The organism is Microbacterium sp. PRC9 (assembly GCF_031844125.1).
Classification (GTDB): domain Bacteria; phylum Actinomycetota; class Actinomycetes; order Actinomycetales; family Microbacteriaceae; genus Microbacterium.
Window position 1 is genome coordinate 414,558 of the sequence record NZ_JAUZUR010000004.1, and the last position, 21,245, is coordinate 435,802.

The 21,245-nt window shown below is 70.7% G+C and carries 25 protein-coding genes and 1 pseudogene; 6 read left to right on the forward strand and 20 right to left on the reverse strand.

The genetic code is table 11. The features are described from left to right. Positions 1 to 22 precede the first annotated feature (22 nt). Entirely contained in the window at positions 23 to 1,336 is a 1,314-nt protein-coding gene (locus Q9R33_RS11275; RefSeq protein ID WP_311293776.1) for an MFS transporter, read from the forward strand. Further along, a complete protein-coding gene (locus Q9R33_RS11280; RefSeq protein ID WP_311293777.1) occupies positions 1,333 to 1,665 on the forward strand; it encodes a hypothetical protein in 333 nt (110 codons plus the stop codon). Before Q9R33_RS11275 ends, Q9R33_RS11280 begins: the two co-directional genes overlap by 4 nt. 124 nt (positions 1,666 to 1,789) lie before the next feature. Here Q9R33_RS11280 and Q9R33_RS11285 read toward each other — a convergent pair whose 3' ends face one another. Then, positions 1,790 to 2,806, reverse strand: coding sequence for a MarR family transcriptional regulator (locus Q9R33_RS11285; protein WP_310250612.1), 1,017 nt, complete (start codon positions 2,804 to 2,806; stop codon positions 1,790 to 1,792). Between the two features lie 81 nt (positions 2,807 to 2,887). Here Q9R33_RS11285 and Q9R33_RS11290 point away from each other — a divergent pair, with 81 nt between their 5' ends. Beyond that, positions 2,888 to 6,742 (forward strand): S8 family serine peptidase, encoded by a 3,855-nt coding sequence (locus Q9R33_RS11290; RefSeq protein ID WP_311293778.1) that lies wholly within the window; start codon positions 2,888 to 2,890, stop codon positions 6,740 to 6,742. Positions 6,743 to 6,823: 81 nt separating this feature from the next. Here the strand turns inward: Q9R33_RS11290 and Q9R33_RS11295 are convergent, their stop codons facing one another. Both Q9R33_RS11295 and Q9R33_RS11300 read right to left on the reverse strand, forming a co-directional pair. Beyond that, positions 6,824 to 7,648, reverse strand: a complete 825-nt coding sequence (locus tag Q9R33_RS11295; protein WP_056367793.1) for a serine protein kinase RIO — start codon at positions 7,646 to 7,648, stop codon at positions 6,824 to 6,826. A 301-nt stretch (positions 7,649 to 7,949) separates the two neighbouring features. Next, positions 7,950 to 9,890 carry a hemagglutinin gene (locus Q9R33_RS11300; protein ID WP_311293779.1) on the reverse strand — a complete coding sequence of 647 codons (1,941 nt, stop codon included), beginning with the start codon at positions 9,888 to 9,890 and terminating at the stop codon, positions 7,950 to 7,952. Between the two features lie 145 nt (positions 9,891 to 10,035). On the opposite strand from Q9R33_RS11300, the gene Q9R33_RS11305 reads away from it, so the two are divergent. Further along, positions 10,036 to 10,641: a response regulator transcription factor gene (locus tag Q9R33_RS11305; RefSeq protein WP_311293780.1), complete on the forward strand. Its 606-nt coding sequence runs from the start codon at positions 10,036 to 10,038 to the stop codon at positions 10,639 to 10,641. A gap of 19 nt (positions 10,642 to 10,660) precedes the next feature. Here the strand turns inward: Q9R33_RS11305 and Q9R33_RS11310 are convergent, their stop codons facing one another. The 10 genes and pseudogenes from Q9R33_RS11310 to Q9R33_RS11355 form a co-directional block, all read right to left on the reverse strand. After that, entirely contained in the window at positions 10,661 to 11,113 is a 453-nt protein-coding gene (locus Q9R33_RS11310) for a pilus assembly protein TadG-related protein (RefSeq protein ID WP_311293781.1), read from the reverse strand. Continuing rightward, positions 11,110 to 11,583 carry a TadE family protein gene (locus Q9R33_RS11315; RefSeq protein ID WP_056367799.1) on the reverse strand — a complete coding sequence of 158 codons (474 nt, stop codon included), beginning with the start codon at positions 11,581 to 11,583 and terminating at the stop codon, positions 11,110 to 11,112. The genes Q9R33_RS11310 and Q9R33_RS11315 overlap by 4 nt, the downstream gene beginning before the upstream one ends. Next, a complete protein-coding gene (locus tag Q9R33_RS11320) occupies positions 11,558 to 11,935 on the reverse strand; it encodes a TadE/TadG family type IV pilus assembly protein (RefSeq protein WP_396654101.1) in 378 nt (125 codons plus the stop codon). The genes Q9R33_RS11315 and Q9R33_RS11320 overlap by 26 nt, the downstream gene beginning before the upstream one ends. Positions 11,936 to 11,996: 61 nt before the next feature. Beyond that, positions 11,997 to 12,197, reverse strand: coding sequence for a hypothetical protein (locus tag Q9R33_RS11325; protein ID WP_396654096.1), 201 nt, complete (start codon positions 12,195 to 12,197; stop codon positions 11,997 to 11,999). An 18-nt stretch (positions 12,198 to 12,215) separates the two neighbouring features. Then, positions 12,216 to 13,133, reverse strand: coding sequence for a type II secretion system F family protein (locus Q9R33_RS11330; RefSeq protein ID WP_310250633.1), 918 nt, complete (start codon positions 13,131 to 13,133; stop codon positions 12,216 to 12,218). Between the two features lie 11 nt (positions 13,134 to 13,144). Further along, positions 13,145 to 14,002: a type II secretion system F family protein gene (locus Q9R33_RS11335; RefSeq protein WP_310250637.1), complete on the reverse strand. Its 858-nt coding sequence runs from the start codon at positions 14,000 to 14,002 to the stop codon at positions 13,145 to 13,147. Next, positions 13,999 to 14,514 (reverse strand): annotated as a pseudogene (locus Q9R33_RS11340) (ATPase, T2SS/T4P/T4SS family); the annotation flags it as partial. The gene Q9R33_RS11335 and the pseudogene Q9R33_RS11340, both read right to left, overlap by 4 nt. A 97-nt stretch (positions 14,515 to 14,611) precedes the next feature. Continuing rightward, on the reverse strand, positions 14,612 to 15,103 hold the full coding sequence (locus Q9R33_RS11345) for a hypothetical protein (protein WP_311293783.1): 492 nt from the start codon (positions 15,101 to 15,103) through the stop codon (positions 14,612 to 14,614). Next, positions 15,097 to 16,035 carry a hypothetical protein gene (locus Q9R33_RS11350; RefSeq protein ID WP_311293784.1) on the reverse strand — a complete coding sequence of 313 codons (939 nt, stop codon included), beginning with the start codon at positions 16,033 to 16,035 and terminating at the stop codon, positions 15,097 to 15,099. The genes Q9R33_RS11345 and Q9R33_RS11350 overlap by 7 nt, the downstream gene beginning before the upstream one ends. A 304-nt stretch (positions 16,036 to 16,339) precedes the next feature. Further along, complete coding sequence (locus tag Q9R33_RS11355; RefSeq protein ID WP_311293785.1) at positions 16,340 to 16,750, reverse strand: hypothetical protein; 411 nt, start codon at positions 16,748 to 16,750, stop codon at positions 16,340 to 16,342. Positions 16,751 to 16,951: 201 nt separating this feature from the next. On the opposite strand from Q9R33_RS11355, the gene Q9R33_RS11360 reads away from it, so the two are divergent. Further along, positions 16,952 to 17,182 carry a hypothetical protein gene (locus Q9R33_RS11360; protein WP_311293786.1) on the forward strand — a complete coding sequence of 77 codons (231 nt, stop codon included), beginning with the start codon at positions 16,952 to 16,954 and terminating at the stop codon, positions 17,180 to 17,182. Between the two features lie 52 nt (positions 17,183 to 17,234). Then, complete coding sequence (locus Q9R33_RS11365) at positions 17,235 to 17,414, forward strand: hypothetical protein (RefSeq protein WP_311293787.1); 180 nt, start codon at positions 17,235 to 17,237, stop codon at positions 17,412 to 17,414. A gap of 368 nt (positions 17,415 to 17,782) precedes the next feature. On the opposite strand, the gene Q9R33_RS11370 is transcribed toward Q9R33_RS11365, so the two are convergent. Genes Q9R33_RS11370 through Q9R33_RS11400 form a run of 7 tightly spaced genes read right to left on the reverse strand, consistent with a single transcriptional unit; the run spans position 17,783 to position 20,962 of the window. Beyond that, positions 17,783 to 18,955: a hypothetical protein gene (locus Q9R33_RS11370; protein WP_311293788.1), complete on the reverse strand. Its 1,173-nt coding sequence runs from the start codon at positions 18,953 to 18,955 to the stop codon at positions 17,783 to 17,785. Then, complete coding sequence (locus tag Q9R33_RS11375) at positions 18,948 to 19,328, reverse strand: hypothetical protein (protein WP_311293789.1); 381 nt, start codon at positions 19,326 to 19,328, stop codon at positions 18,948 to 18,950. Before Q9R33_RS11375 ends, Q9R33_RS11370 begins: the two co-directional genes overlap by 8 nt. 27 nt (positions 19,329 to 19,355) lie before the next feature. After that, entirely contained in the window at positions 19,356 to 19,532 is a 177-nt protein-coding gene (locus tag Q9R33_RS11380; protein WP_311293790.1) for a hypothetical protein, read from the reverse strand. After that, positions 19,529 to 19,966 (reverse strand): hypothetical protein, encoded by a 438-nt coding sequence (locus tag Q9R33_RS11385; RefSeq protein ID WP_311293791.1) that lies wholly within the window; start codon positions 19,964 to 19,966, stop codon positions 19,529 to 19,531. Before Q9R33_RS11385 ends, Q9R33_RS11380 begins: the two co-directional genes overlap by 4 nt. Then, positions 19,959 to 20,471, reverse strand: a complete 513-nt coding sequence (locus Q9R33_RS11390; protein WP_311293792.1) for a hypothetical protein — start codon at positions 20,469 to 20,471, stop codon at positions 19,959 to 19,961. The genes Q9R33_RS11385 and Q9R33_RS11390 overlap by 8 nt, the downstream gene beginning before the upstream one ends. After that, a complete protein-coding gene (locus Q9R33_RS11395) occupies positions 20,471 to 20,638 on the reverse strand; it encodes a hypothetical protein (protein ID WP_311293793.1) in 168 nt (55 codons plus the stop codon). The genes Q9R33_RS11390 and Q9R33_RS11395 overlap by 1 nt, the downstream gene beginning before the upstream one ends. Before the next feature lie 3 nt (positions 20,639 to 20,641). Beyond that, the gene (locus Q9R33_RS11400) at positions 20,642 to 20,962 is read right to left on the reverse strand and encodes a hypothetical protein (RefSeq protein WP_311293794.1); all 321 of its coding nucleotides are present in this window, start codon (positions 20,960 to 20,962) and stop codon (positions 20,642 to 20,644) included. Positions 20,963 to 21,245 lie beyond the last annotated feature (283 nt).

Genomic DNA, 21,245 nt, shown 5'->3' on the forward strand with positions numbered 1-21,245 from the left:
ACTCCAGACTAACGTGGAAGCGATGACCGATCACACAGGCTCCCCCACCGCTCGTGACGTGCTGTGGCGGTTCGGGCCGATGGTCTACGGCCCCACCGTGCTGTTCGCGCTCGGCGAGGGGGCCGTCATCCCGCTGATCCCCGTCATCGCTGCACAGCTCGGCGCGGATGTCGCCGCCGCCGCCCTCGTCGCCTCCGCGCTGGTCGTGGGGCAGCTCTGCGGCAACATCCCCGCCGGCTGGGCGGTCGCGCGCGTCGGCGAGCGGCTGACCATGGTGATCGCCGGAGTCGTCTCCCTCGGCGGCGTGGTGGGCATGGCGCTTGCGCCGTCGCTCGGCATCTTCGCCCTCGCGGTCTTCCTCATCGGCTTCTGCGCCGCGGCCTTCGGCCTGGCCCGCCATTCGTTCATGACGACCCGCGTTCCCCTGTCCTTCCGCGCTCGCGCGCTGTCACTGCTGGGCGGCACGTTCCGTCTCGGCATGTTCGTCGGACCGTTCGTCGCGGCAGGCCTTCTCGCCCTGTTCGGCGACGAGCACGCCACGATCTGGTTCTTCGGCGGATGCCTCGTGGCCACGGTCCTGCTGGTGCTGCTCGGCCCCGACCCCGAGAAGCAGTTCCTCATGCCGCAGGAGCAGGCGGCGCGCGACGCTTCCGTCGACACCGAAGACACGGGTGAGCCGGTCACCGGTTCCATCCGCCTTCCGCGGAGGGAGACCTCCGGCGCCGGTCCCGGAACCGGAGTGATCCGCACGATGTGGCGGCACCGCCGTGTGCTGTCGACGCTCGGCCTGGCCGCGGCATCCCTGTCCGCCGTCCGTTCGGCGCGCCAGGTCGTGCTGCCGCTGTGGGGTGTGTCGATCGGCCTCGACGCGCAGACGATCGCCCTCGTGGTCGGCATCTCGGGTGCGATCGACTTCGCCCTCTTCTACGCGAGCGGCCAGGTCATGGACCGCTTCGGCCGGCTGTGGGCCGCCCTGCCGGCCATGATCCTGATGGGCGCGGGCTTCGTCGCCCTCGCGTTCACCCACGACCTCCCCCAGGCCGCGATGTGGTTCGCGATGTTCGCGGCGGTGCTGGGCGTGGGCAACGGTCTGTCGAGCGGCATTCTGCTGACCCTCGGCGCCGACGTCGCACCCAAGGCGGACCCGGCGCCCTTCCTCGGCTCGTGGCGAACCCTCACCGACGCGGGGGGCGCAGCCGCGCCTCTGCTCGTATCGGGCATCGCCGCCCTCGCCTCCCTTTCCGTCGCGACCGGGATCATGGGCGCGATCGGTCTCGTCGGCGCGTTCGCCTTCGTGCGGTGGGTGCCACGCTATGTGCCCCGGGCCCGCGCGTGAGCGAGGTCGTGACCTTCTGCCGCAGCCGCAACGACGGGCGTCGCTGCACGCGCCCCCTCGGGCACGCGGGACTGCACCGCCACCGCACGATCATGTGGTCCGATGCCGGGGCGGATCCCGCGCACTGCTCCGGCTCCGGCGAGCCGGGCGAGCCCGCCGCACCCCTCGCCGGCGGCTTCCCCGACGGGCGCGCGCTCTGCCCGGTGTGCCTCCGGTTCATCGAGCTCGACGCTGACAGCCGCCTCCTCGCGCACGACACCGCCGACGAGACGGAGACGGATGTCGAGGCATCCCGCCGCCGCGACTGGCTGAACGCCCACGGCTGGTAGCACTCGCCGCGGCTTCGAGACCGGCCGTGTGCGCCGAGACCGGGGTTCCCTCCCGAAACCCAGGCGCTCACCAGCGGTTTCGCGGCATCACACGGGTTCGCGATGAAGCGCGGGCCGCCGAAGGTCAGACCCAGGCGCGCCGCACGGCCTCTGCGCCAAGCTGCATGCGCGTGGTGACCCCGGCGGTGTCCATCAGGTCGGCCACTCGGCGCTGGACCGTTCGCAGCGAGATGCCGAGCTGCGCGGCGGCTGCGGCATCCGTCACCCCCAACAGGAGCAATCGCAGAAGATCGCGGTCCACGTCCTCGGTGGTCGGCGCAGCGGCGATCGGAAGGAACTCGGTGGCGGCCCGCCAGTACTCCTCGAAGATCGATGACACGAGGTCGAGCAGGCCGCTCGGATGGATGAGAAGGGCGCCGAAGCCCTGGTCCTCGTCCTGCGAGTGCATGGGCACCAGCGCCATCTGGTCGTCGGCGATGAACATGCGCGTCGGCAGCGTCGGCAGCACCCGGATCTCCTCGCCGATCTGGGCCATCTCGCGGGCCGCCGCGAGGAATCCGGGTCGCTCGAGCACAGCGCTCTCGACGATCACGCGGTATCGCACACCGCGTGCGAGAGCGCGGTCCTCCTCGATGTTGTCCTCGCCGCTGAGCAGCGCGATCTCGTGGAGTACGAGCACCCGCACCTGCTCGATCGAAGCGGCCTGCAGCTGCGCCACGCGCTGGCGCACGGCGTCGTCGCCGATGACCACGTCGACCACGTCCGCGATGCTGCGCTGCTCCGCCGAACGCCGGTAGAGATCGCTCAGCTCGACCAGCGCCTCGTGTGCGCGGGTCAGCCCGCGCTCGCGCTCGAGCAGCAGCGGACGCAGCGAGATCGACGGCGGGGATGCCACGAACCGGTCGCTCGCCGACGCCTGGCGTGCGAGCAGCCCGAGCCGCTCCAGTTCGGAGACGATCGGTCTCACGCGCGGCAGCGACATGCTGAGCAGGGAGGCGATCTCGGCCGTGGACGCGGAGGGCTGCTGCAGGACGCACCGATAGACGGACGTATGGGCCTCGTCGAGGCCGAGCGCGTCGAGCACGGTCACCTTCTCCATGTGGTCCATCGTCACCCGCCGACCCTGGCGGATGATGGCCATGGCATTTCTCCGCCATCTACTTTATGCACTCCGGCCACGAAGGTGGGGGTTACACGGATCCCCACACCGGAAGGCTCGCGCATGTCACGACCCCAGCCCTTCGGCCGTCGCCTCGGACCGATCGTCGCCGCCACAAGCGGACTGGCGATCGGCATCGCAGGCATCGGCCTCGCCTCGCTCCCGGCGGCCGCCGCCGCCCCCGCCCCCAGCGGTCCCCCCGACGTCGGCGCGGTCGCCGGCAGCCCGCACACGGTCACCCTGATCACGGGCGACCGCGTCACCGTCACCGACCTGACCGACGGCACCCACGCGGTGTCGATCGACACCGCGGTCGAGGGCGCCGGCGCCCGCACGTACGAGGCGGCGGGCGACCTGCACGTCGTCCCCGACGCGGCGATGCCGTATCTGGCGTCGGGTGCCCTCGACGAGGACCTGTTCAACGTGTCGCTGCTCATCGAGTGCGGCTACGACGACGCGTCCGTCGACGCGACGCCGATCATCGTCGAACAGGATGCGGCCGCGACCCGCTCATACTCCGCACCCGTTCCGGGTCTCGAGGTGCGGACCCCGCTCGAGAGCATCGGCGGCGCCGCGGCGACGCTCGGACACCAGGACGCGGCATCCGCGTGGCAGGCGCTCACCACCCCCACCGCGCGCAGCTTCTCCGCGGCGCCTGCCCTGGCCGGCGGCATCGAGGCGATCCACCTGGACGGCAAGGTGCGTGCCACGCTCGACTCGAGCGTGCCGTACATCCACGCGCCCGAGGCGTGGGCCGAGGGGCACACCGGCGAGGGCGTCACCGTCGCCGTGCTCGACACCGGCTACGACGACACCCACCCCGACCTGCAGGGCCACGTGCTCCCCGACTCGAAGAGCTTCGTGCCCGGCGAGGAGGTGGCGTCCGATCCGAACGGCCACGGCACGCACGTCGCCTCGACGATCGCCGGCACCGGCGCGGCCAGCGGCGGCACCCACCGCGGCGTCGCCGACGGCGCCCAGCTGCTCGTCGGCAAGGTGCTCGGCGCCGACGGCTACGGCCAGGACTCGTGGATCATCGACGCCATGGAGTGGGCGGGACAGAACGCCCCGATCGTCTCGATGAGCCTCGGCTCGCAGAGCCCCTCCGACGGCAAAGACCTGATGGCGGAGTCCCTCAACCGGATCTCGGAAGAGACCGGCGCCCTGTTCGTCGTGGCGGCCGGCAACTCGGGCGCTCCCGAGACGATCGGCGCCCCGGGCTCCGCCGAGCAGGCGCTCACCGTCGGCTCGGTCGACGACCCGTCGGGCGCACTGTCGTGGTTCACCAGCCAGGGCCCGCTCGCGCGGTCGGGTGCGCTCAAGCCCGACGTCACCGGGCCCGGCAACGACGTCACGGCAGCACGATCCGCCGACAGCGGCGGCGCGGGCAGCTACATCACGATGAGCGGCACCTCCATGGCGACGCCGCACGTCGCCGGTGAGGCCGCGATCCTCCTCAGCGCCAACCCCGACTACACGAAGGACCAGCTCAAGGCAGCGATCGCGAGCACCGCGACCGACGTGGGTCACACGGCGTACCAGAGCGGCACCGGTGTCGTCGACGTGGCCGCCGCGCTCGACGCCCCGGTCATCGCGTCGGGGTCGGGCGACTTCGGCATGCTCATGTGGGGCGAAGAGGCCACCCCGGTCGAGCGCACCGTCGAGTACACGAACCGCACGGATGCCGAGCTCACGGTGGCCCTCACCGCGACGCTCTCCGACACCACGCCGGGTGGCGGCGACGGCGGGCCCGGCCGGCTGTCGGCCGGGATCGCGTTCGACGCCCTCACCATGGACGTCGACACGCTGACCATCCCCGCGGGCGAGACGCGTTCGGCGAAGCTGACGGTCTACCCGGCCAAGGTTCCCGCCGGCACGCAGCTGTCGGGCATGCTCGTGGCATCCGTCGACGGCGAGGCCGTCACGCGCACCGCGCTGGGCACGATCGCCGAGGCGGAGCGCTACGACCTCACGCTCACGGCGACGGACTTCGAGGGCAATCCGACCACCACCTACGCGTTCCTCTGGGACCCGGCGACCGAGTGGGCGGAGCCCGTGCTGGTCGAAGGCGAGACCACCCTGCGCCTCATGAAGGGCGACTACACGGTCATGTCGTTCATGGAGCTGAACCGCACCCCCGACACGATCGCCAGCGTGCTCGTCGGCGAGCCGACGCTCACCCTCGACCAGGACCGCACCGTCGCCCTCGACGCGCGCACGGCCGAACAGGTGACCGTCGACGTCGGTCAGAAGGGTCTCGACCCCGTCTTCCGGCGAATGGACGTGACGGTCGACGCGTTCGTGGCGAGCGCGATGATGCCGGTGTGGACCGACGAGATGTGGGCGCAGCCCATGACCGTCGACGACGCCGACTTCTCGTTCGCGACCCGCTGGCGCCTCCAGACGCCGATGCTGACGGTGTCGTCGGGCAAGAAGCCGATGGACCTCATCGTGCAGATCGGCTCGACGTTCCTCGACGGCTCGTTCAAGGCAGCCGCCGTGGACGCCGGCAAGGGCAGCGCCGACGAGCTCGCCGCGGCGGGCGTCGCCGGCAAGATCGCGGTGGTCACTCGATCGGCGGAGGTGTCGGCATCCCAGCGGGCCGCCAACGCGGCCGCCGCCGGCGCGAAGCTGCTGATCGTCGTCAACGACGCCGATGGCGAGTTCAACGAGTGGGTCGGGTCGGAGGACTACACGACGGATGCCCCGATCCCGGTCGCCGGCGTCAGCGGTGTCGAGGGGCGCGCGCTGCTCGCACAGCTCGCGCAGAAGAAGTCCACGCTCTCCGCGATCGGCGTGCCGACCTCGGACGTGGTCTACGACATCGCGGAGTTCGGCGACGGTGAGATCCCGTCCGACATGTCGTACGCGCACACCGCCGAGGACCTCGCTCGCATCGACACCCGCTACATCGGGCAGAAGGAGGAGATCGGCGAGTTCCGCTACGACTTCGTGCCCGGCGCTGAGTACGGCAGCGGGTTCCCGATGCGCACGCAACGGGGCACCGAGCGCCAGGACTGGGTCAACACCGACGGACTCCGCTGGTACCAGGACGCGACCATCACGTCCGTGGGGTGGCAGATGCGCGACATCAAGCGCACGTACGAGCGCGGCGAGCGCACCGAGGCCGACTACTACGGCGCCATCGTCCGTCCCTACGTCGGCACCGGGTACTGGGTGCCGTACCTCGCATCGGACTACGCGCAGATCAACATCCCGAGCTGGGCCGACGGCGGCGACGGTGAGCACACCGGCGCCTTCGACACCTGGATCGAGCCGTCGACCGTGCAGCAGCTGACCGACATCTACATCGACGGCGAGCTGTTCGCACAACGCGAGCACCAGGGGGCCAACGTCTACGACCTGCCCGACGGCGAGCACGATTGGCGTGTGGTCAGCACCGCGACCCACGACGGCTCGCACCTCGCGGGGTCGACGAAGACGGTCAGCGACTGGACGTTCCGCGCGTCGGGCAAGCTCGGCGACTGGGACTACCGGCTGCTGCCGATGATCCAGGCGTACTACGACGTCGAGGTGAATGCTGAGAACCGCGTCGGCGAAGGCCGTCGCAAGGGCTCCGCCATCCCCCTCGGTCTCGAGCTCGGCCACGTCGCCGGCACCGCGCCGGCAGGCGCGATCACCGAGGCCACGCTCGAAGCCCGCACCGCGGGCGGCGAGTGGAAGCCGGTCGCTCTCGACACCGCGAAGACGGATGCCCCCACCGGCGCGGTCGAGGGCGACGGGTACATCTTCGCCGAGTCGCGCGCGTGGGTCAGCGGCTACTCGGCGCAGATCCCGGTGTCGGACAAGGGCGGCTGGGTCGACCTGCGCGTGACCGCGACGGACGCCGAGGGCAACACGTTCACGCAGGAGATCGAGAAGGCGTTCGAGGCCACTCCAGCCAAGGGCGTCCGCTAACCCCCCGCCCCCGGAATCCGGCAACCCCGGCGCACGCGCGCCGGGGTTGCCGGCGTCTGCGGGGATCCGCCTGAACCAGCATCACCAGAGCATCGCGACGAGGTGGGCGAACACCTGCTCGGGGTCGTTCTCGAGCCCGCGACGGGTGAACCACGTCGAGACATTGACGACGTCACGGTGGAGGAAGTCGAGGCCCTGCGGGTTCGCGGCGACGTCGACGATCTGCGGAAGATCGATGACGACGACACGGCCGTCGTGGTCGAGCAGGTTATAGGGCGAGAGGTCACCGTGCGCGAATCCCGCGTGCGCGAACGCCTCGAGGATGCCGACGACCTGGTCGAAGGCACTGCGCAGCTGCTCTCCGTGCAGCCGGCTCTGCGCCAGCCGCGGCGCGGCCGCCCGCCCTTCGCCGACGAACTCCATGAGCACCTCGGTGTCGCTCACCTGCACCGGGTACGGCACCGGGACCCCCGCGCGCCAGGCGCGGCAGAGCGCGTCGAACTCGCTCACCGCCCAATGGCCGGCGGCGACCGAGCGTCCGTACGCCGACCTGCGACTCACCGCTCGGGCGTCACGGGTGTTGCGCATCGTGCGTCCCTCCTCGTAGCTGCCCGAGCGGTGGAAGTCACTGTGATGCGAGTTGCGGTAGCGCTTGGCGGCCAGGAGCACGCCGGCGGTGCCGGGCACCGCACGCTCGATGAGGTGCACGTCGGCTTCTTTGCCGGTCTTCACGACACCGAGCTCGGTGTCGAACGCGCCGGACGCGGTGACGACCCATTCCGGGTGCGGCAGTGGTCCGCGCTGGGTGGGCGGGGATGCGGGCCACGTGGACCAGCGCTGATCGGGGCCGGGTTCGAGATCCGGCGAGAGAACGGATGCGGACGCGTCGAGGCGTTCGGATGACATCGGCAGGACACTCCAGGACTGGAGGTCGCCGATCTCAGTGCGTGCGGGCGACCTCGGAGGAAAGGGAAGGGGCAGGGAGCATGACGAAGACGGTCATCGTTCTCCTCCTTTCCGGTCGAGGTGCCTGGGGCACCGATCCGGCACCACTGTAACGGACGCCGGGCTGCGGCATCCAGCCCTCCGTCTCGGCGGGCGCGGCGAAGCGGCGACGGGCACCGGTTCCGTCGCCGCTTCGTCCGCTGCTGATCGGTCCCGCCTCCGGCGGACGGACCAGTCTTTCTGAGCGGGCTTCACCCCCCAGTCATGGCAGCGGTGGGATCGTTCCTCCGTTCGTGATGATCAGCGACGACGTCTCGTGGCAACTCGGGAGGATGTCATCCTGCGCCGGGTTGGTGCTGTCGTAACTCACCTTCCAGGAGAACGGCCCGCCGGTGGTGACGGCGACGGTGGTGTTGTTGGTTCCCACCGTCTGCGGCGACGCGCCCGAGACCCCTTGGTTCACTGCCGGGAACACCGGAGTGCCCGAGCAGTCGGTCGAGGGATACAGCGTGAACGTCACCGTCCCGGCAAGAGGCCCACCGGCCGAAGCCGAGATCGTCGCCGAATCGTTCGGATACCACCGCTGCGCGGTCGACATCCTCGCCTGCACCGTGCTGACGACGACGTCTTCGTTGCCGTCGGTGCACGGGGCGTTGTGGGTCTTGCCGAGGGTGTTCGGTGAGCTCCCGCTGTATGTCGCAACCCAGTGGTAGATGCCCGCGGCGGTCGGCGTCACCGTCGGCGACTCGTAGTTGCCGTTGCCGCTCACGTTCACCGCGGTGGTCGTCTGCACGAGCGGGCCGCAGCCGGTGGTGCTCGGTCCGTACAGCGAGAACGTGATCGTGCCCCCCGCGGAGGCGCCCGGGACCGGCTGGGCTCCTGTGCGGATGACGGGGTCGAGCGGCTGGGCGGTGGTCCCGCCGAGTGTCGCCGTGTCCTTGACCGTGCCGCCGAGCACGATGCCCGCGCTCGCCTGGGTGGTGAGTGTCGGTTCCACCGGATTAACGGTGAAGCACTCCGTCGCCCTCGAATCGCTCGAGCCCGTGACCCCACTGCCTTGGACCGGCGTGTACTCCGCCCTCCAGCAGTAGCGGCCGGCGGCCGTCACCCACGCGGTGGCCGACTCGACCGTCACCGGATAGGTCGCACCGGTGAGGTTGGTCGATCCGACGTCGGTCCCACCCTCCGCGCACAGTCCAGGTGCGTCCACCTTGCAGAGGTGGAACTGCACCGAACCGCCCACGGCGGTCGTCCCTCCGGTGATGTTCACGACGGCGGAGTCCTTGACGCCGACGACCCCAGTGCCGATCGAGATCCCCGAGCCGGGGATGGTTGCGCCGGCGGCGGTCTTGGGTGTGGTCTCCGTCGTCGATTCGCAGCTGCCGAACTCGGGCGCGGGTGCCAGGATGGTGTCCTTGTAGTCGGCCGTGTCGGAGTTGCCCGTCACGGTGCTCGGGATCACGTTCGCGATCGTGAGGCACTGCTGCACCCCGCCGAACACGGTGTCAGTCAGGTTGATGGCCGCCTCGCCCTTGAATCTGTCCGGACTGTACGCGGCCTGCGATACCGTCGCGTTGAGTGGGATCGCGGCTCCGAGCGTCAGATTCGGCGCCGTTCCGCTCCAGATGCGCAGCGACAGGGCGGTGCTCCCGCCTTGCTGGTCCCAGAGGATCATGAAGTCGCCGGGCACGACCGGCGGTCCCGCGGATCCGCCCTGACGATTCGCCCACGGATTGCAGTTCGCGATCAGCTGAGCGTCGGTGGCCGTCTCGTAGGCGCATCCGGCCGGCACGTCGTTCTGCATGAACTCGAAGGCGATGAACCCGCTGCCGTTGGCCGAGTCGCGCTCCCACGCGAAGTAGAGCCAGTCGTCGCCCGCCGCGTCCTTCTCCGCGTCGACCCACGCACGCCGCAGGTCGACCTGGGCGTTCGGGTTGGTGGGGTCGAGCGTCGGCAGCCCGTCGTTGTGGATGACCGCGATCTTCGTCGTGTTGGAGTTGAGTGGTCCGAGCTCCTTCACGTTGCCGAATTCGTCCTCGATCGATTCCATCGCGGGATCCGTGACATCGGGTACGACGATTCCGTCGATCGCCCACGGGCCGTCCGCCGCGGTGGCCGCGGATGCTCCCCCCAGAACGAAGGCCGCCACCATACAGCCCGTGACTCCCGCGGCGATCGAGCGCCGCCGCTTCTCCTGAGACATGGTCCTCCCCTTTCCCCAGGCCATTGCTGGCCCTAGGCTATGAACCGCGTGGAGACGCGACCATCGGGAGAAATGCGGATGGGGTTCCGGGGAACTCCCTAGGTCGTCAGTCTCGGGCGGGAGGCGCGCGATTCGGGGAGGAATCGTGAGCACGGAAGAGTCATTCGCACTCGTGGTCGCCGGTGACCACGTCAGGGCCGAGTACGTAACGCTGCTGGGCCGGCTGGGGCTGTCCGCGGTCGCATTCGCGACGGTGACGCAGGCCGCCGCACAGCTGAACGGCGTGGCGCCCGAGGTGGCGATCCTCGAGGTCGAGGACGGCGGGTGCGGGTTCCTGCGGGAGCTTCGAGATCGCTACGGACCCGAGCTGCCCGCGGTGCTCGTGTCGGCGGATCGGACGACGCCCGCCGACGTCGTCGCCGGGCTGCTCGTGGGCGCCGACGACTACGCCGCGGAGTCCATGGACGCCGACGAGTTCCTCGCCCGCGTGAGACGGCTCATCGAGCGCACCCGGCCGGCTCGCGGCGCGACCGTGGACCTCCGGCGGCTCTCAACGCTGACCCCGCGCGAGAGACAGGTGCTCGCGCTCACGACCGAGGGGATGTCGCAGAAGCAGGTCGCCACCGAGATGGGCATCAGCATCAAGACGGTCGGCGCGCACATGCAGAACCTCCTCGGCAAGCTCGGCGTGCACTCGCGCATGGAGGCGGTGGCGCTCGCCGCGCGCGCCACGGCGACCTCCGAGGGGTAGCACCCGCGGCGCCCCCGCGTCAGCGCAGCGCCGTGCGGCTCGTGGCGGTGGACTCGAGGACGACGCCGTCAGGTACGAACACGGTGACGATGGGCGGATGCCACTGCCCGGCGACCGTCACCCGCGCGGAGACTCCGTCGGGGGTCGAAGCCGAGATGAGTCGCGCCTCGGGGTCGAGGGTTCCCATCATCGCCTCGGCTTCCCGACGCACGCCCGCGTCGGTGAGCGTGGCGACAGGCTCGCCGTCGACCACCGAGAGGTCGAAGCCGTCCGCCGCAGCCAGAGCCGCCGCATCCGCCATCGCGTCGAGCTGCTTCTGCGCGAGATACAGGCTCGTCGCGGCCGTGCAGACGAGGATCACCGCGATCGCGAGCACGGCGTAGCCGAGGGTGAGGATCAGAACGCTGCCCGCGTCGTCGGGGTCGGCCGCCTTGGTTCTCCGCGCGAGCACGCGCGTCACCTGGGCGATCATCGCTCGCTCCAGAAGCGTGAGACCTTGTGCGCGGACGACGCCTCGATCGGGACCGCGGCGATGCGGTCGAGGTCGAGCACCGGCGGCACGAGCGGCAGCGTGACCGTCGTGCGGACGCGCACGTGCAGCGTCGCACCCGCCCGCGGACAGGCGGCGCCCGATGGCGTGCAGTCGATGGAGAGGTCGACGTCGTCGAGGCCGTACTCCTCCGACACCGCTGCGAGCACCGCGTCAGCCCGGGCGCGCGCGTCGTCCACGTCGCTCGCGGTCGACACGGCGCGCGCGATGTGACGTGCGGCGGCCTCGGCACCGAGGCTCTGCCCCTGGATGAGGCCGAGCGCCACGACCACGTAGACGAGGGGCACGAGGAGGAGGAGCCCGACGAGGATGAACTCGAGGGCTGCGGAGCCGCGGTCGTCCGCGAGCGGATCCGCTGCGAGGCTGTCAGTCGAACGATTCGACAGGCGCATGCGCCGTCACCTCCATTCCGCGCGGCGCACCGAGCAGGCCCACGAGCGGCAGGGTCGCCTGGACTCGTACCTCGACGGTCCGCTGGCCGAGCGCCGCCGACTCCTGCACTCTGACGTCCGTCGCGTATTCGGCGCCGATCGCGCGACCCACGATGTCGCGCGTGCGCTGCGCGCCGTCGGCGAGCGTCGTGTCGGCGAGGGCCGCGTGATAGGCCCCCTCGACGGCCGCGTCGTGCACGACGTTGCGGACGTACACGGCGAGGCCGAACTGCAGCACACCGAGGGTGAGCACGGTGAGCAGCGTGCCGACGAGGACGAACTCGACGGGGCTCGCTCCGGCGTCGTCGCGCAGGTCAGCCCCGAGTCGGGCGCGCAGGCCCGACAACGCGCGGACCAGGCCGACACGCAAGACGTCAGAGCCCGGAGACGCGGCTGATCGCCTGCTCGAACAGGTCGGCCAAGGCGGGCCCGGCCATCGCCCAGATCACGACGACCAGCCCCGCGGTCATCAGCGTGATGAGGACCCACCCGGGGACGTCACCCCTCTCGTCGTCTGCGAGGTCGCGCGCTGTGGTGCCAAGACGAGCCGTGAGGCGCAGCATCCGTGCTTTCATCATTTCTCCTTCCGGCCGTCAGCCGAGTCCGAGTCGAAGCATGAAGATCCCCGGGAACACCGCGAACAGCACGCTGAGCGGCAGGATCAGGAAGACGAGGGGAAAGAGCATGTAGATCTCCTTCCGGCCCGCGCGCTCGATGAGTGTCCGCTTCGCGTCCTCGCGGGCGTCGATCGCCTGCGCCTGGAGAACGTGAGCGAGCGGCGCGCCTCGCTCGATCGCCGCCACGAGCTGGTCGATCGAGCGGGTGAGAGCGGGGATCTCGAGGCCTGCGGCCAGGCGAGTGAGCGATTCCGACAGCGATGAGCCGGTGCCCACCGCGACGACGACGCCCCGCAGCTCCGCGGTGAGCTCCCCCGCCCCCACGTCGCTGACGCGACGCAGCGAGTCGAGGATGCCCTCGCCCGCCGAGAGGCACAGCGCGAGGAACTCGAGCACCGTCGGCAGCTCCTCCTCGATGCGTGCGGCCCGCGCCCGCGCCGCGCGGGTGAGCCACGCGTCGTACGCGAGCGCCGCGGCGACGGCGGCGACCGGCGGAAGCAATCCGAGGACCGGCGATCCGCGGCCGACGAGCACGAGCACGACGACCACTGCGCCGCCGACCGCCAGCCCCGCGATCGCCCAGGCCAGCTGCCTGCCGCGGAAGCGGGCGGCGTCGATCGTCCACGCGGCCTGATGCAGGCGTCGGGTGAGCGACGCGTCACCGCCTGCCAGCCGGCCGAGGCGACGCTGCACGAACGCCGACCACGCGAACGGCGATCCTCCGACCGCAGGACCCGCCACGTCGAGGCCCCGCGGATCGGTCACGTCGCGGATGTAGGGCGCGATCCGCCGCGCCAGGCTGGGCGCGCCCCATCGCGGTGCGAGCGAGATCAGCAGGCACACCCCGACACCGAGCGCCGTGCCGAGCACGACGGCGTAGGCGACGTCGCCCATCGCGAATCCGATCACCCGAACCACCGCCGCGGTTCGGGAAGGCGGCCGAGACGGATCATGAGCCGGTACGCGATGAGCGACACCGCCGCGCCGACGAGGATGAGCGCGATGCCGCCCGCGCTCCCGTACGCGCGGGCGCCCTCCGGACGCATCGCGAGCATCGCGAGGATCACCCACGGGGCGACCACGCCGAGCACGGCCGCCCCGCGGATCCACGACTGGCGCGATTCGACCTCGGCCCGCAGCGCCGCGTCCGCTCGCACGGAAGAGGCGAGCGCGCGCAGCACCGCGGTGAGCTCCGTGCCGCCCACCTGACGGGCCATGCGCAGGGTCTCGACGATGCGGTCGGCGACCGGGTCTGCCAGATTCGTCTTGAGGCGCTGGATGCTCGAATCGAAGTGCCCCGACGCGGCGATGTCGCGCGCGAACGCCGCGAACGCCGGCCGCAGTTCAGCGGGAGCCGAGTCTGCGAGACTCGCGACGGCATCGGGCAGCGACATCCCCGCGCGCACCGACGCGATGAGCAGATCGCATACGTCCGGCCAGAGGCCGCGTCGCGTGCGCAGCAGCTTCGAGCGACGCGAGCGCAGCCAGGCGAAGGGCGCGAGCGCCCCCGCAGCCGCAGCGACGAGAGCGAGCGCGGCGACCGGCGCGATGAGCCACGCCGCCGCGGCTGCCACCGCAGCGGACACCACCGCGACCACGATGATCGACGACGCGGACACGCGGGGCATCCCCGCGTCTTCGAGCAGACGCGAGATCCGCCCGCGCCGGGGCGCACCCGGACGACGCGAGCCCGCCGGCCAGAACCACGGCGACAGCATCAGCAGCAGCCCGGCGGCGAGCACCGCTGCCCACACGAAGGTCACGCGGCGACCGCCCGGTAGAGGGTGTGCGCGGTGAGCACGCCGTCCGCGACTCCCGTCGGCGCGACGATCTCGACCACCCGTCGTGCGCCGCGCGCGTCGCGCTGGCAGTGTGCGACGAGATGGACGGATGCTGCCACCGCCGGCTGCACGAAGCTCGCGTCGATGTTGCGCCCGGCCAGCAACGGCAGCGCGGCGAGCTTGCCGAGCGCTTCGCGAGCAGAGTTGGCGTGGATCGTGGCGGCACCGGGAACGCCGGTGTTGAGAGCCAGCAGCAGATCGAGCGCCTCAGCGTCGCGCACCTCGCCGACGACGAGCCGGTCGGGGCGCATGCGCAGCGCCTCCTTCACGAGTCGGCGAAGCGTGACCTCGCCGGTCCCCTCGAGGCTCGGCTGCCGACCCTGGAGAGCGACGAGGTCCGGCGCCGCGACCGCCAGCTCGAAGGTCTCCTCGACCGTCACGATGCGGTGCTCGGGTGGGCACGCGGCGATGAGCGCGCCGAGCAGCGTCGTCTTCTCGCAACCTGCGGTTATGCCTCATTTCCACCAGGGCTTTTCTGGATGGAGCCTCACCACACGCCGAAGGCGAGAAGCCTGCTCAGCGCGTCGAGGTTCAGGCGGCGCGGCTTGCCCGGTCGCGCGCTCGCTTGCACTCGCGGCACCACCGCTCGACCTTCCCCGAGGAGCGGGTGATGAACGCGACGTTCGAGCCGGTGAGGGCGTGCCCACGCTGACAGTAGGCACGAGTCATGCCCTTGTCGAGCTTGCGGTGGTGGAAGAGACAGAGCGTCGCGTAGTCCGCGAGCTCGGTGCCGTATCGGATGAGCACGCCCCGCGTCAGTTCGCGTGCCTCGGGTCCTGTCCCCATCCACGCCCACTCGTCGGCGGATCGAGTGCAGCCGAGCGACTCGCACTCGAACAGCCGCGCTCGCCCGCGTTCGAGTCGCAGCCGCCTATGCACGGCGGCGTACGAGTTCGGGTTCTTGTGCATGCCGCCGAGGGGATCGCCGTAGCGCTGAAGCCGCAGCAGGTGCGCATTGCAGAGCCCGCGTCCGCGCACCTTGCCGCCGCAGTCGTCCACCGAGCACGTTGCCATGGTCACCACGTCCCGTGGGAAAGGAGAGCCAGAAGGGCCTCCAGATCGACGAAGCTCCACCTGCCGGGGCCGGGGGCCATGCCTGAGTCCGCCCACGCCTGGAGGCCCTGCAGCTGCGGGTCGTAGGGACGGCGCCGGCGCGCGAGCCGGTCGGGGTCCACGACATCGCACGCCGACCTCTCGAGGACGGTCGCGCCAATCGTGCCGCCCTCCTCGGTCACGATGCGGGCGTCTGCGGGGCACAGGTGCCCTCCGGCGTAGACGCCGCTCCTGACCTCCGTCCATGCCTCGCTGACGCGGCGCGCGGTCACGGTGCCGACGCCGCACACGACGCAACCGCGGTAGCGGCTCGTCGCGGGGACCGGCTGCGGGGTCGGCGGTCGGAGGTCGCCGACGTGCGCCGCGAGCGCGCGCCGGATCTCAGCTGCGAGGTCGGAGGGGACGAATAGCCACCCGCCGCCCTGCGACGGCGCTGCGCAGGTCTTCATCGACGCGCGGGGCTGCCAGATGGGGCTGAACTGGCGCGCCCATCCGGCCGTCACTCCGAGGTCGCTGAGGCGCTCCAGCAGGCTCCGCGCGGCCGGGTACGAGTGCAGGTAGGCATCCGTCGCGGGGGTCGCGCCTACCGCCGCGAGAGCGTCGAGCGCGGCGGCCAGCCGGTCGGCGGTGATGCTCGGCGAGCCCAGCGCGAGGAAGCCGGGATGCTGGGTGGCGATCTCGGCGGCGAGCGCGTGCCGGTCGGCGCACGAGGGGCAGACGGCGAACGTCAGCACGTGGGCCTCATCCACGATGCGCAGGCCCACGTCGCGGCCGAGCACGAGGCGCTCGGTCGTCGGCGTCCCCTCGGGGCAGGGGCGGCCACAGGTGGCGCACGGCGTCATGCCGTCCGGCAGGTCGCGGACGCCGATCGGGTGGCCGACGTGCGGGGTGGTGGCGGTCATGGCTTCTCCTTCGGCGCTGTGCGTCGGGCAAGCTCGCCCGCGCTCATCGAGGCGACTCGCTGCCTGAGGCTGCTCACGAGGCGGTCGCGCTCGCGGTCGGCGTTGTCGGCGGACACCCCGCCCGCAGTACCCCCAGAAAGGAGAGGGGCCGCACTCCGACGCGAAGGCGTCGGCCGATCCAGTGCGTCTGCGGGCGGGGCGGTCTTGGGGGTCGGGGTCGGGGAGGGGTGCGCGGCATCCCACGCGCGCTGCGCGTCGCGTCGGCTCTCGCTGCGCCGGGGGCGGCTTCCGGGCGGCTCCATGGTCACCGCCGACGGCGTGCGTGGTCTACGCGCTCGTGGCACCAACCGCGCACGCCCGAGTCGGGAGAGCCGAAGCAGGGCGTGCGGACGGCGGCAGCGTGCTCGATGCAGGGCACCGCGCCGGGGTCGATCCGGTTGCGGGCGAGCTCGCGGAGCACGACGGCGGGCTCGACATACCGCCAGGTCTGCTCGGGGCGGCGCTCGCGCTCGATCCGCTCGACCATCGGCGTGAGCACGCTGTCGCGCCCGCGGCGGGCGTCGGCGAGCTGTTCGAGGGCGATGCGCTGCTCGTCGTTGACGGCTCGGCCCGACCCGGACTCCTGCGAGCGGCGGTAGGCACCGTCAGCCGCCTCGGAGTCGACGCCGAAGGCGCGGCGAACGCGCTCGGGCTGGGTGGTGCGGTGCTGAGCCATGGGGATCCTCCAGGGCTGGGCTGGGCGGGGGGTCGGACGCCCCGCGTGCGCCGAGGCTACGCCGTTGTGTTCGATGGTCGCCAGTCCGTACTACCGAGCGTATTCGTACAGACTTTCGGGCCGTTCGTGAGCGATTCCCTCCAACCCACCTGCTACGGACGTGCGTAGAGAAGCCAGTAGTACAGGCGTACGATTCTCGCCATGGCGCGCCTCGAACGAAACGCCGAAGCATCGGCCCCCGTGCGCCTCTGCGCGGTCGAGTCGGTCGAGTGTCATCGGCCGGTGATGAGCCCGAGTGCGGCCTTCTGCCGGTTCCACGCGATGGGGATCGCCGAGAGCTTCGGCATCCGCACCGCGGCCCAGTTCGAGGAGAAGCTGAACCGGGAGCGGCAGAAGCTCGATCGCCTCGCCCGCCTTGGCCGCCGCCGCTGAGGGCTCGACTACCCACGACCCACGCCCGCCACGATCGAACAGGAGACCGATCATGACCAGCACCCCCGCCGCACCCCCGCCCGCCTCGCTCGTCGCGAGTGGGGCGCCTGTCGTCACGACGGCATCCCAGCTCGCCAGCTTCGAGGCCTACCGCCGTCAGCAGGCGGTCGACGCGATCGCCCAGATCCAGCGCGCCTACCGCGAGGGCAGGGCGATTCCTCGTCTGGTCTGATCTCGTCGCCGGTCGTCGTCCTCACCACCTTGAGCCGAGGGCTTTCCCCGAAGCGCAGCCGAAGCGCAGCGGAGGCGGAGTCGGAGGGGAAAAGCCTTCGGCGTGCTCTGGGTGGGAGCTATTTGGTATTTGCCCATTTGAGCGCTCATAAACACTCAATGAGCATTTAAATCTCCCTTCATGAACAAGCGGGTGAGCGCTGCGCGCGCTCACCCCCTCCCTAGGGGTCGGGGGCGCGCTCCGCTCTCGCCCGTTTGGTCAGGAAGATCGCGGATGAACCGCCGCCGCCCAGCAAACCCAACTCGACGAGAAAGGGGGTTTCCCGGCAGGGAATGTCGGGAAACCCGCGCGGAATGAGGGGAAATGCCTCAGTCCTCCTCGACCTTCGAGGCGAGGTAGAAGCCGAATCGGCCGCGACCGCGCCCACCGCTCGGGATCTCGTGCTTGCCCAGCAGACCCTCCGCGATCAGCTGCAGCACCGCGTCACGCGCTCCCGGGCCTGCCACCGCCTCGGCCTCGAGATCGGCATACGTAGGGTTGTCCGGCCGCTCCTCGAACGCCTTCGCCTTCACCAGGTGCTCCAGCACCTTCGAGCGGGTCTCCTCGCGCTGCCTCTTCGACTTGGCGGCATCCTTCGGGTTCATCGCCTTGAAGAACGTCCCCTCGGGGCCGTAGTGCAGCTCGGCGATCGTCGCGCCCTCCGCGTGGTTGCCGTGCCGGTCCTTCGTGCACACCAGCTCGGAGAGCCCCGGCTGAGCCACCGTGCCCACGATCTTCCGGTAGATGCGCAGGAACATCTCGACGCCGTAGAGCTTCCGACCAGACCCGACACCGCCGCGAGCGTCCTGCCCAGGCGACCAGCCCTTCGGGAGGCCGTCGATCGTGAGAATCGCGCCCTCCGAGCCGTTCACCGAGACGATGTTGCGCTTGAGCCCCTTCTGGAAGCGGGCCACGTCGCGCGACGAGTTCTCATCGAGGTTGAGGGCCGCCATCGCCTCAGGCACGGAGTCCGCGACGATCAGCCCGGCCTGCCGACCGCGCAGCCGCGAGCGCAGCAGCTCCGTAGGCACCGCTCCGGTCTGCCAGTCGATCAGGACGAAGCCTCCCAGCGTCTGCCGAGTGACGCCGGCAAGCCTCATCTGGTTCAGGTACAGCCCCGGAGCGTCGCCCGTCTCGGAGTCCAGCGTCACGGCGACACCATCCACCTCACTGAGCGTCTGCGCGATCAGCAGCTGCCCGAGCTTGCTCTTCGCGTGCCCGGACGCGCCCGCCACTGAGCTCAGCCCGGAGTACAGCAGCGGGCCGTACCCCGGCACGTCGCCGACCGTGGGCGTCTTCTGAGGCCAGCCGCGCTTGTCGAGGTCGTCCCACAGCGCCAGCACGTCCACCGCCGTGTCCTCGAAGTCGTCGGGATCGAGGTTGAGAGGGATCTCGGCGTCCGCGTCGAGGACGGAGGCCGGATCGCCGAAGCGCAGCCGATACTCCTCCTCCTCGCGGGCCTGCTGGAATGCGGCATGCGCCTCCGGGTCGTACTCAGCCACGGTCGCCCTCCTCCTCGTCGGTGTCGTCGTCGGTGACCGTCGTGTACGGCCGACCCGCGATCCGGTTGCGAGGATCGGCGAGGATGCGAGCGTTCTCGGCCTTCTCCTGCTCGGTCAGCGGCCGCGGGCTCAGCACGAGGACGGATGGCACCGGCCATTCATCCGCAGGCACCGGCGCAAGCTCCAGGTAGTCGCGATATGCCTCGTCCCCGCCGCACGGGTTGCAGATCCTGATCGAGCGGTCGAGGACGATCCTCGAGCCCGATGCAAGGTCGTTCTCCGACTCCCTCAACGGCCCGTGACAGCGCGGGCACATCTCGTCCTGCCAGTCGACGCTCATTGACTCGTTGTCGGCGTTCTCGTTCTCGGTCATGATGGTGTTCTCCAATCCGGAGCCCCGCTACTGCGCGGGGCCCTCCTTCGTGTTGTGGGTGGTGTCGTTGTGCTCGGGCTCGCCCACGGCGGCCTCAAGCTCGGCGAGACCGCGCTGCATGTCGGCGCGGATCGCGGCCGGGTCGACGCCTTCGGCGGGCGGGCGCGCGTTCGACACGCCGGGGTAGCGCTCGGTGGGGCTCATGAGCGGGCCTCCTTCCGCACGGTGACGGGATGCCGCCGACCGTCGCTGACGCGCGGCCCCGGCTCAGGCTCGCCGCGCTGCACGCCCTCTGGATCGGAGACGGCCCAGATCGAGGCCGTCCCGCGGTGGCGGGCGGACGCGCCGGGATAGCTGGTCATGAGCCGTTCGAGCGCGGCAAGCTCCTTCCGGCGCTGGTTCGCCAGGCGCCACGCCTCGCGCTCCGAGGGGCGATGCCGTGGTGTCCTGGCCTGAGCGGCCTCCAGTGCGCGCTCAGCCTCGACCAGAGCCGCCCTCGCGGCATCCCGGCGCTCACGCAGACGGTGCAGCTTCTCGCGCTTGGCGGTCATCCTCCCGACCTCGGCGAGATAGGCCGGATCGACCTTCCCCTCCTGGTTGTCGCTCAGCTCGTCGTCCCGGCAGAATCGCCTACTCATAGGTCAGCTCCGTCTTGGCTCCGGGCTTGGTGCGCGCGGCGAGGAGCGAGTCGACCGCTGCATCGGACAGCCGGTCAGGGCGAGCGAGCAGATTGCCAGGGACGGTGATCCCGTTCTCGCCCAACATCTCGAACAGCAGTCCGTGAGCAGCAGATCCGGTCATCTTGTGGCCGTGGACGAAGTGACGCATCATCCCGTCGTAGAACTTGTCGTGAACCCTCTGCACTGACGCGAGCTTCCCCTTCCAAGACTCGATCTCCTCTCGGGCCTCGGCGAGCTGCGCCTGCACAGCGCGCACGCGATCGCTCGACCCGGCCTCGACGTCGGCCGTGAGCCGCACGCGCGTGGTATCGTGCAGAGCCTTCTCCGTGCGGTGGGCCGCCCTCGATTCGGCCAGGTCGTTCTCGAGTGCGCGCACACGATGCGTCAGCCGGCGATTCTCCTCTGCAATCCGATCACGGGCGCTCGTCGCCTCGCTCCGGGTGGCGTACTTTCCGCGAGCCATCAGCGGGCTCCTTCCTTCTTGGGTGCGGCGGGTGCCGCGATGGTGAGGCTCAGGAGCCTCGCGACCTCGCGCTTCTGCTCCGGGGTGAGCCGGATGCGCTCGCGGATAGGTCGGTTGTCGATCTCCGGGCGCGACGAATCGCCCCCGGTCGGGGGTGTGGTCGGCATGGGTCAGTCGCCGACGATCTCGTAGCTGCCGACCGGCGCGATCAGCTTCCTGATCGCCCTGCCGCCGCGCTTGCGGCCGTCGCGCATGCGAGGCGCGCGCTTCTCCTGCTTCGCCAGCATCGCCTCGGCGACCATGGCGCGCTCGACCTCATCGAGGTCGTTGTAGAGCTTCCCGTCGATCTCGTAGACCTCGATCAGCCCGTGGACGTTGTGCCAGTTCTCCGGCGTCCGGCTCGAAGCGTTGAAGTGCCGAGCGGTGCCGTCCGGGTACGGGATGAAGCGGCGCTTTCCGGGCGCGGCGTTGGGGGTGGGTTCGGTAGCCATGACGGCCCCTTCGTGCCAGAGGCGCAGAATGCGCCGAGTCAGAACGCCGACGTAGGCTCCGCGGAGCGTCGGCATGATCTGGCACTTTTTGGGCGGGTCCCTCCCACAGCGCTCCAGAAATGAAGGCGCGCTAAAGCCATATTAGCATATTTCTGCCTGGTCATGGCGGGTTTTCGCGCCCGTCTGCGCCCTGCCCCGTGCGCCCCTGCCCCGCGCCCGTCCCCCGCGAGTTAGCGCGCCTACGCGGCGCACAGCGCGTCTCAGCTGCGCTTTTGCCCCATGA

Coding starts and splice junctions, on each gene's coding strand:
- Q9R33_RS11275 (WP_311293776.1), top strand. CDS start 23: ATGACCGATCACACAGGCTCCCCCACCGCTCGTGACGTGCTGTGGCGG.
- Q9R33_RS11285 (WP_310250612.1), bottom strand. CDS start 2,806: ATGGCCATCATCCGCCAGGGTCGGCGGGTGACGATGGACCACATGGAG.
- Q9R33_RS11290 (WP_311293778.1), top strand. CDS start 2,888: ATGTCACGACCCCAGCCCTTCGGCCGTCGCCTCGGACCGATCGTCGCC.
- Q9R33_RS11295 (WP_056367793.1), bottom strand. CDS start 7,648: ATGTCATCCGAACGCCTCGACGCGTCCGCATCCGTTCTCTCGCCGGAT.
- Q9R33_RS11300 (WP_311293779.1), bottom strand. CDS start 9,890: ATGTCTCAGGAGAAGCGGCGGCGCTCGATCGCCGCGGGAGTCACGGGC.
- Q9R33_RS11310 (WP_311293781.1), bottom strand. CDS start 11,113: ATGATCGCCCAGGTGACGCGCGTGCTCGCGCGGAGAACCAAGGCGGCC.
- Q9R33_RS11315 (WP_056367799.1), bottom strand. CDS start 11,583: ATGCGCCTGTCGAATCGTTCGACTGACAGCCTCGCAGCGGATCCGCTC.
- Q9R33_RS11325 (WP_396654096.1), bottom strand. CDS start 12,197: ATGAAAGCACGGATGCTGCGCCTCACGGCTCGTCTTGGCACCACAGCG.
- Q9R33_RS11330 (WP_310250633.1), bottom strand. CDS start 13,133: ATGGGCGACGTCGCCTACGCCGTCGTGCTCGGCACGGCGCTCGGTGTC.
- Q9R33_RS11350 (WP_311293784.1), bottom strand. CDS start 16,035: ATGACCGCCACCACCCCGCACGTCGGCCACCCGATCGGCGTCCGCGAC.
- Q9R33_RS11355 (WP_311293785.1), bottom strand. CDS start 16,750: ATGGCTCAGCACCGCACCACCCAGCCCGAGCGCGTTCGCCGCGCCTTC.
- Q9R33_RS11360 (WP_311293786.1), top strand. CDS start 16,952: ATGGCGCGCCTCGAACGAAACGCCGAAGCATCGGCCCCCGTGCGCCTC.
- Q9R33_RS11365 (WP_311293787.1), top strand. CDS start 17,235: ATGACCAGCACCCCCGCCGCACCCCCGCCCGCCTCGCTCGTCGCGAGT.
- Q9R33_RS11375 (WP_311293789.1), bottom strand. CDS start 19,328: ATGACCGAGAACGAGAACGCCGACAACGAGTCAATGAGCGTCGACTGG.
- Q9R33_RS11380 (WP_311293790.1), bottom strand. CDS start 19,532: ATGAGCCCCACCGAGCGCTACCCCGGCGTGTCGAACGCGCGCCCGCCC.
- Q9R33_RS11385 (WP_311293791.1), bottom strand. CDS start 19,966: ATGAGTAGGCGATTCTGCCGGGACGACGAGCTGAGCGACAACCAGGAG.
- Q9R33_RS11390 (WP_311293792.1), bottom strand. CDS start 20,471: ATGGCTCGCGGAAAGTACGCCACCCGGAGCGAGGCGACGAGCGCCCGT.
- Q9R33_RS11395 (WP_311293793.1), bottom strand. CDS start 20,638: ATGCCGACCACACCCCCGACCGGGGGCGATTCGTCGCGCCCGGAGATC.
- Q9R33_RS11400 (WP_311293794.1), bottom strand. CDS start 20,962: ATGGCTACCGAACCCACCCCCAACGCCGCGCCCGGAAAGCGCCGCTTC.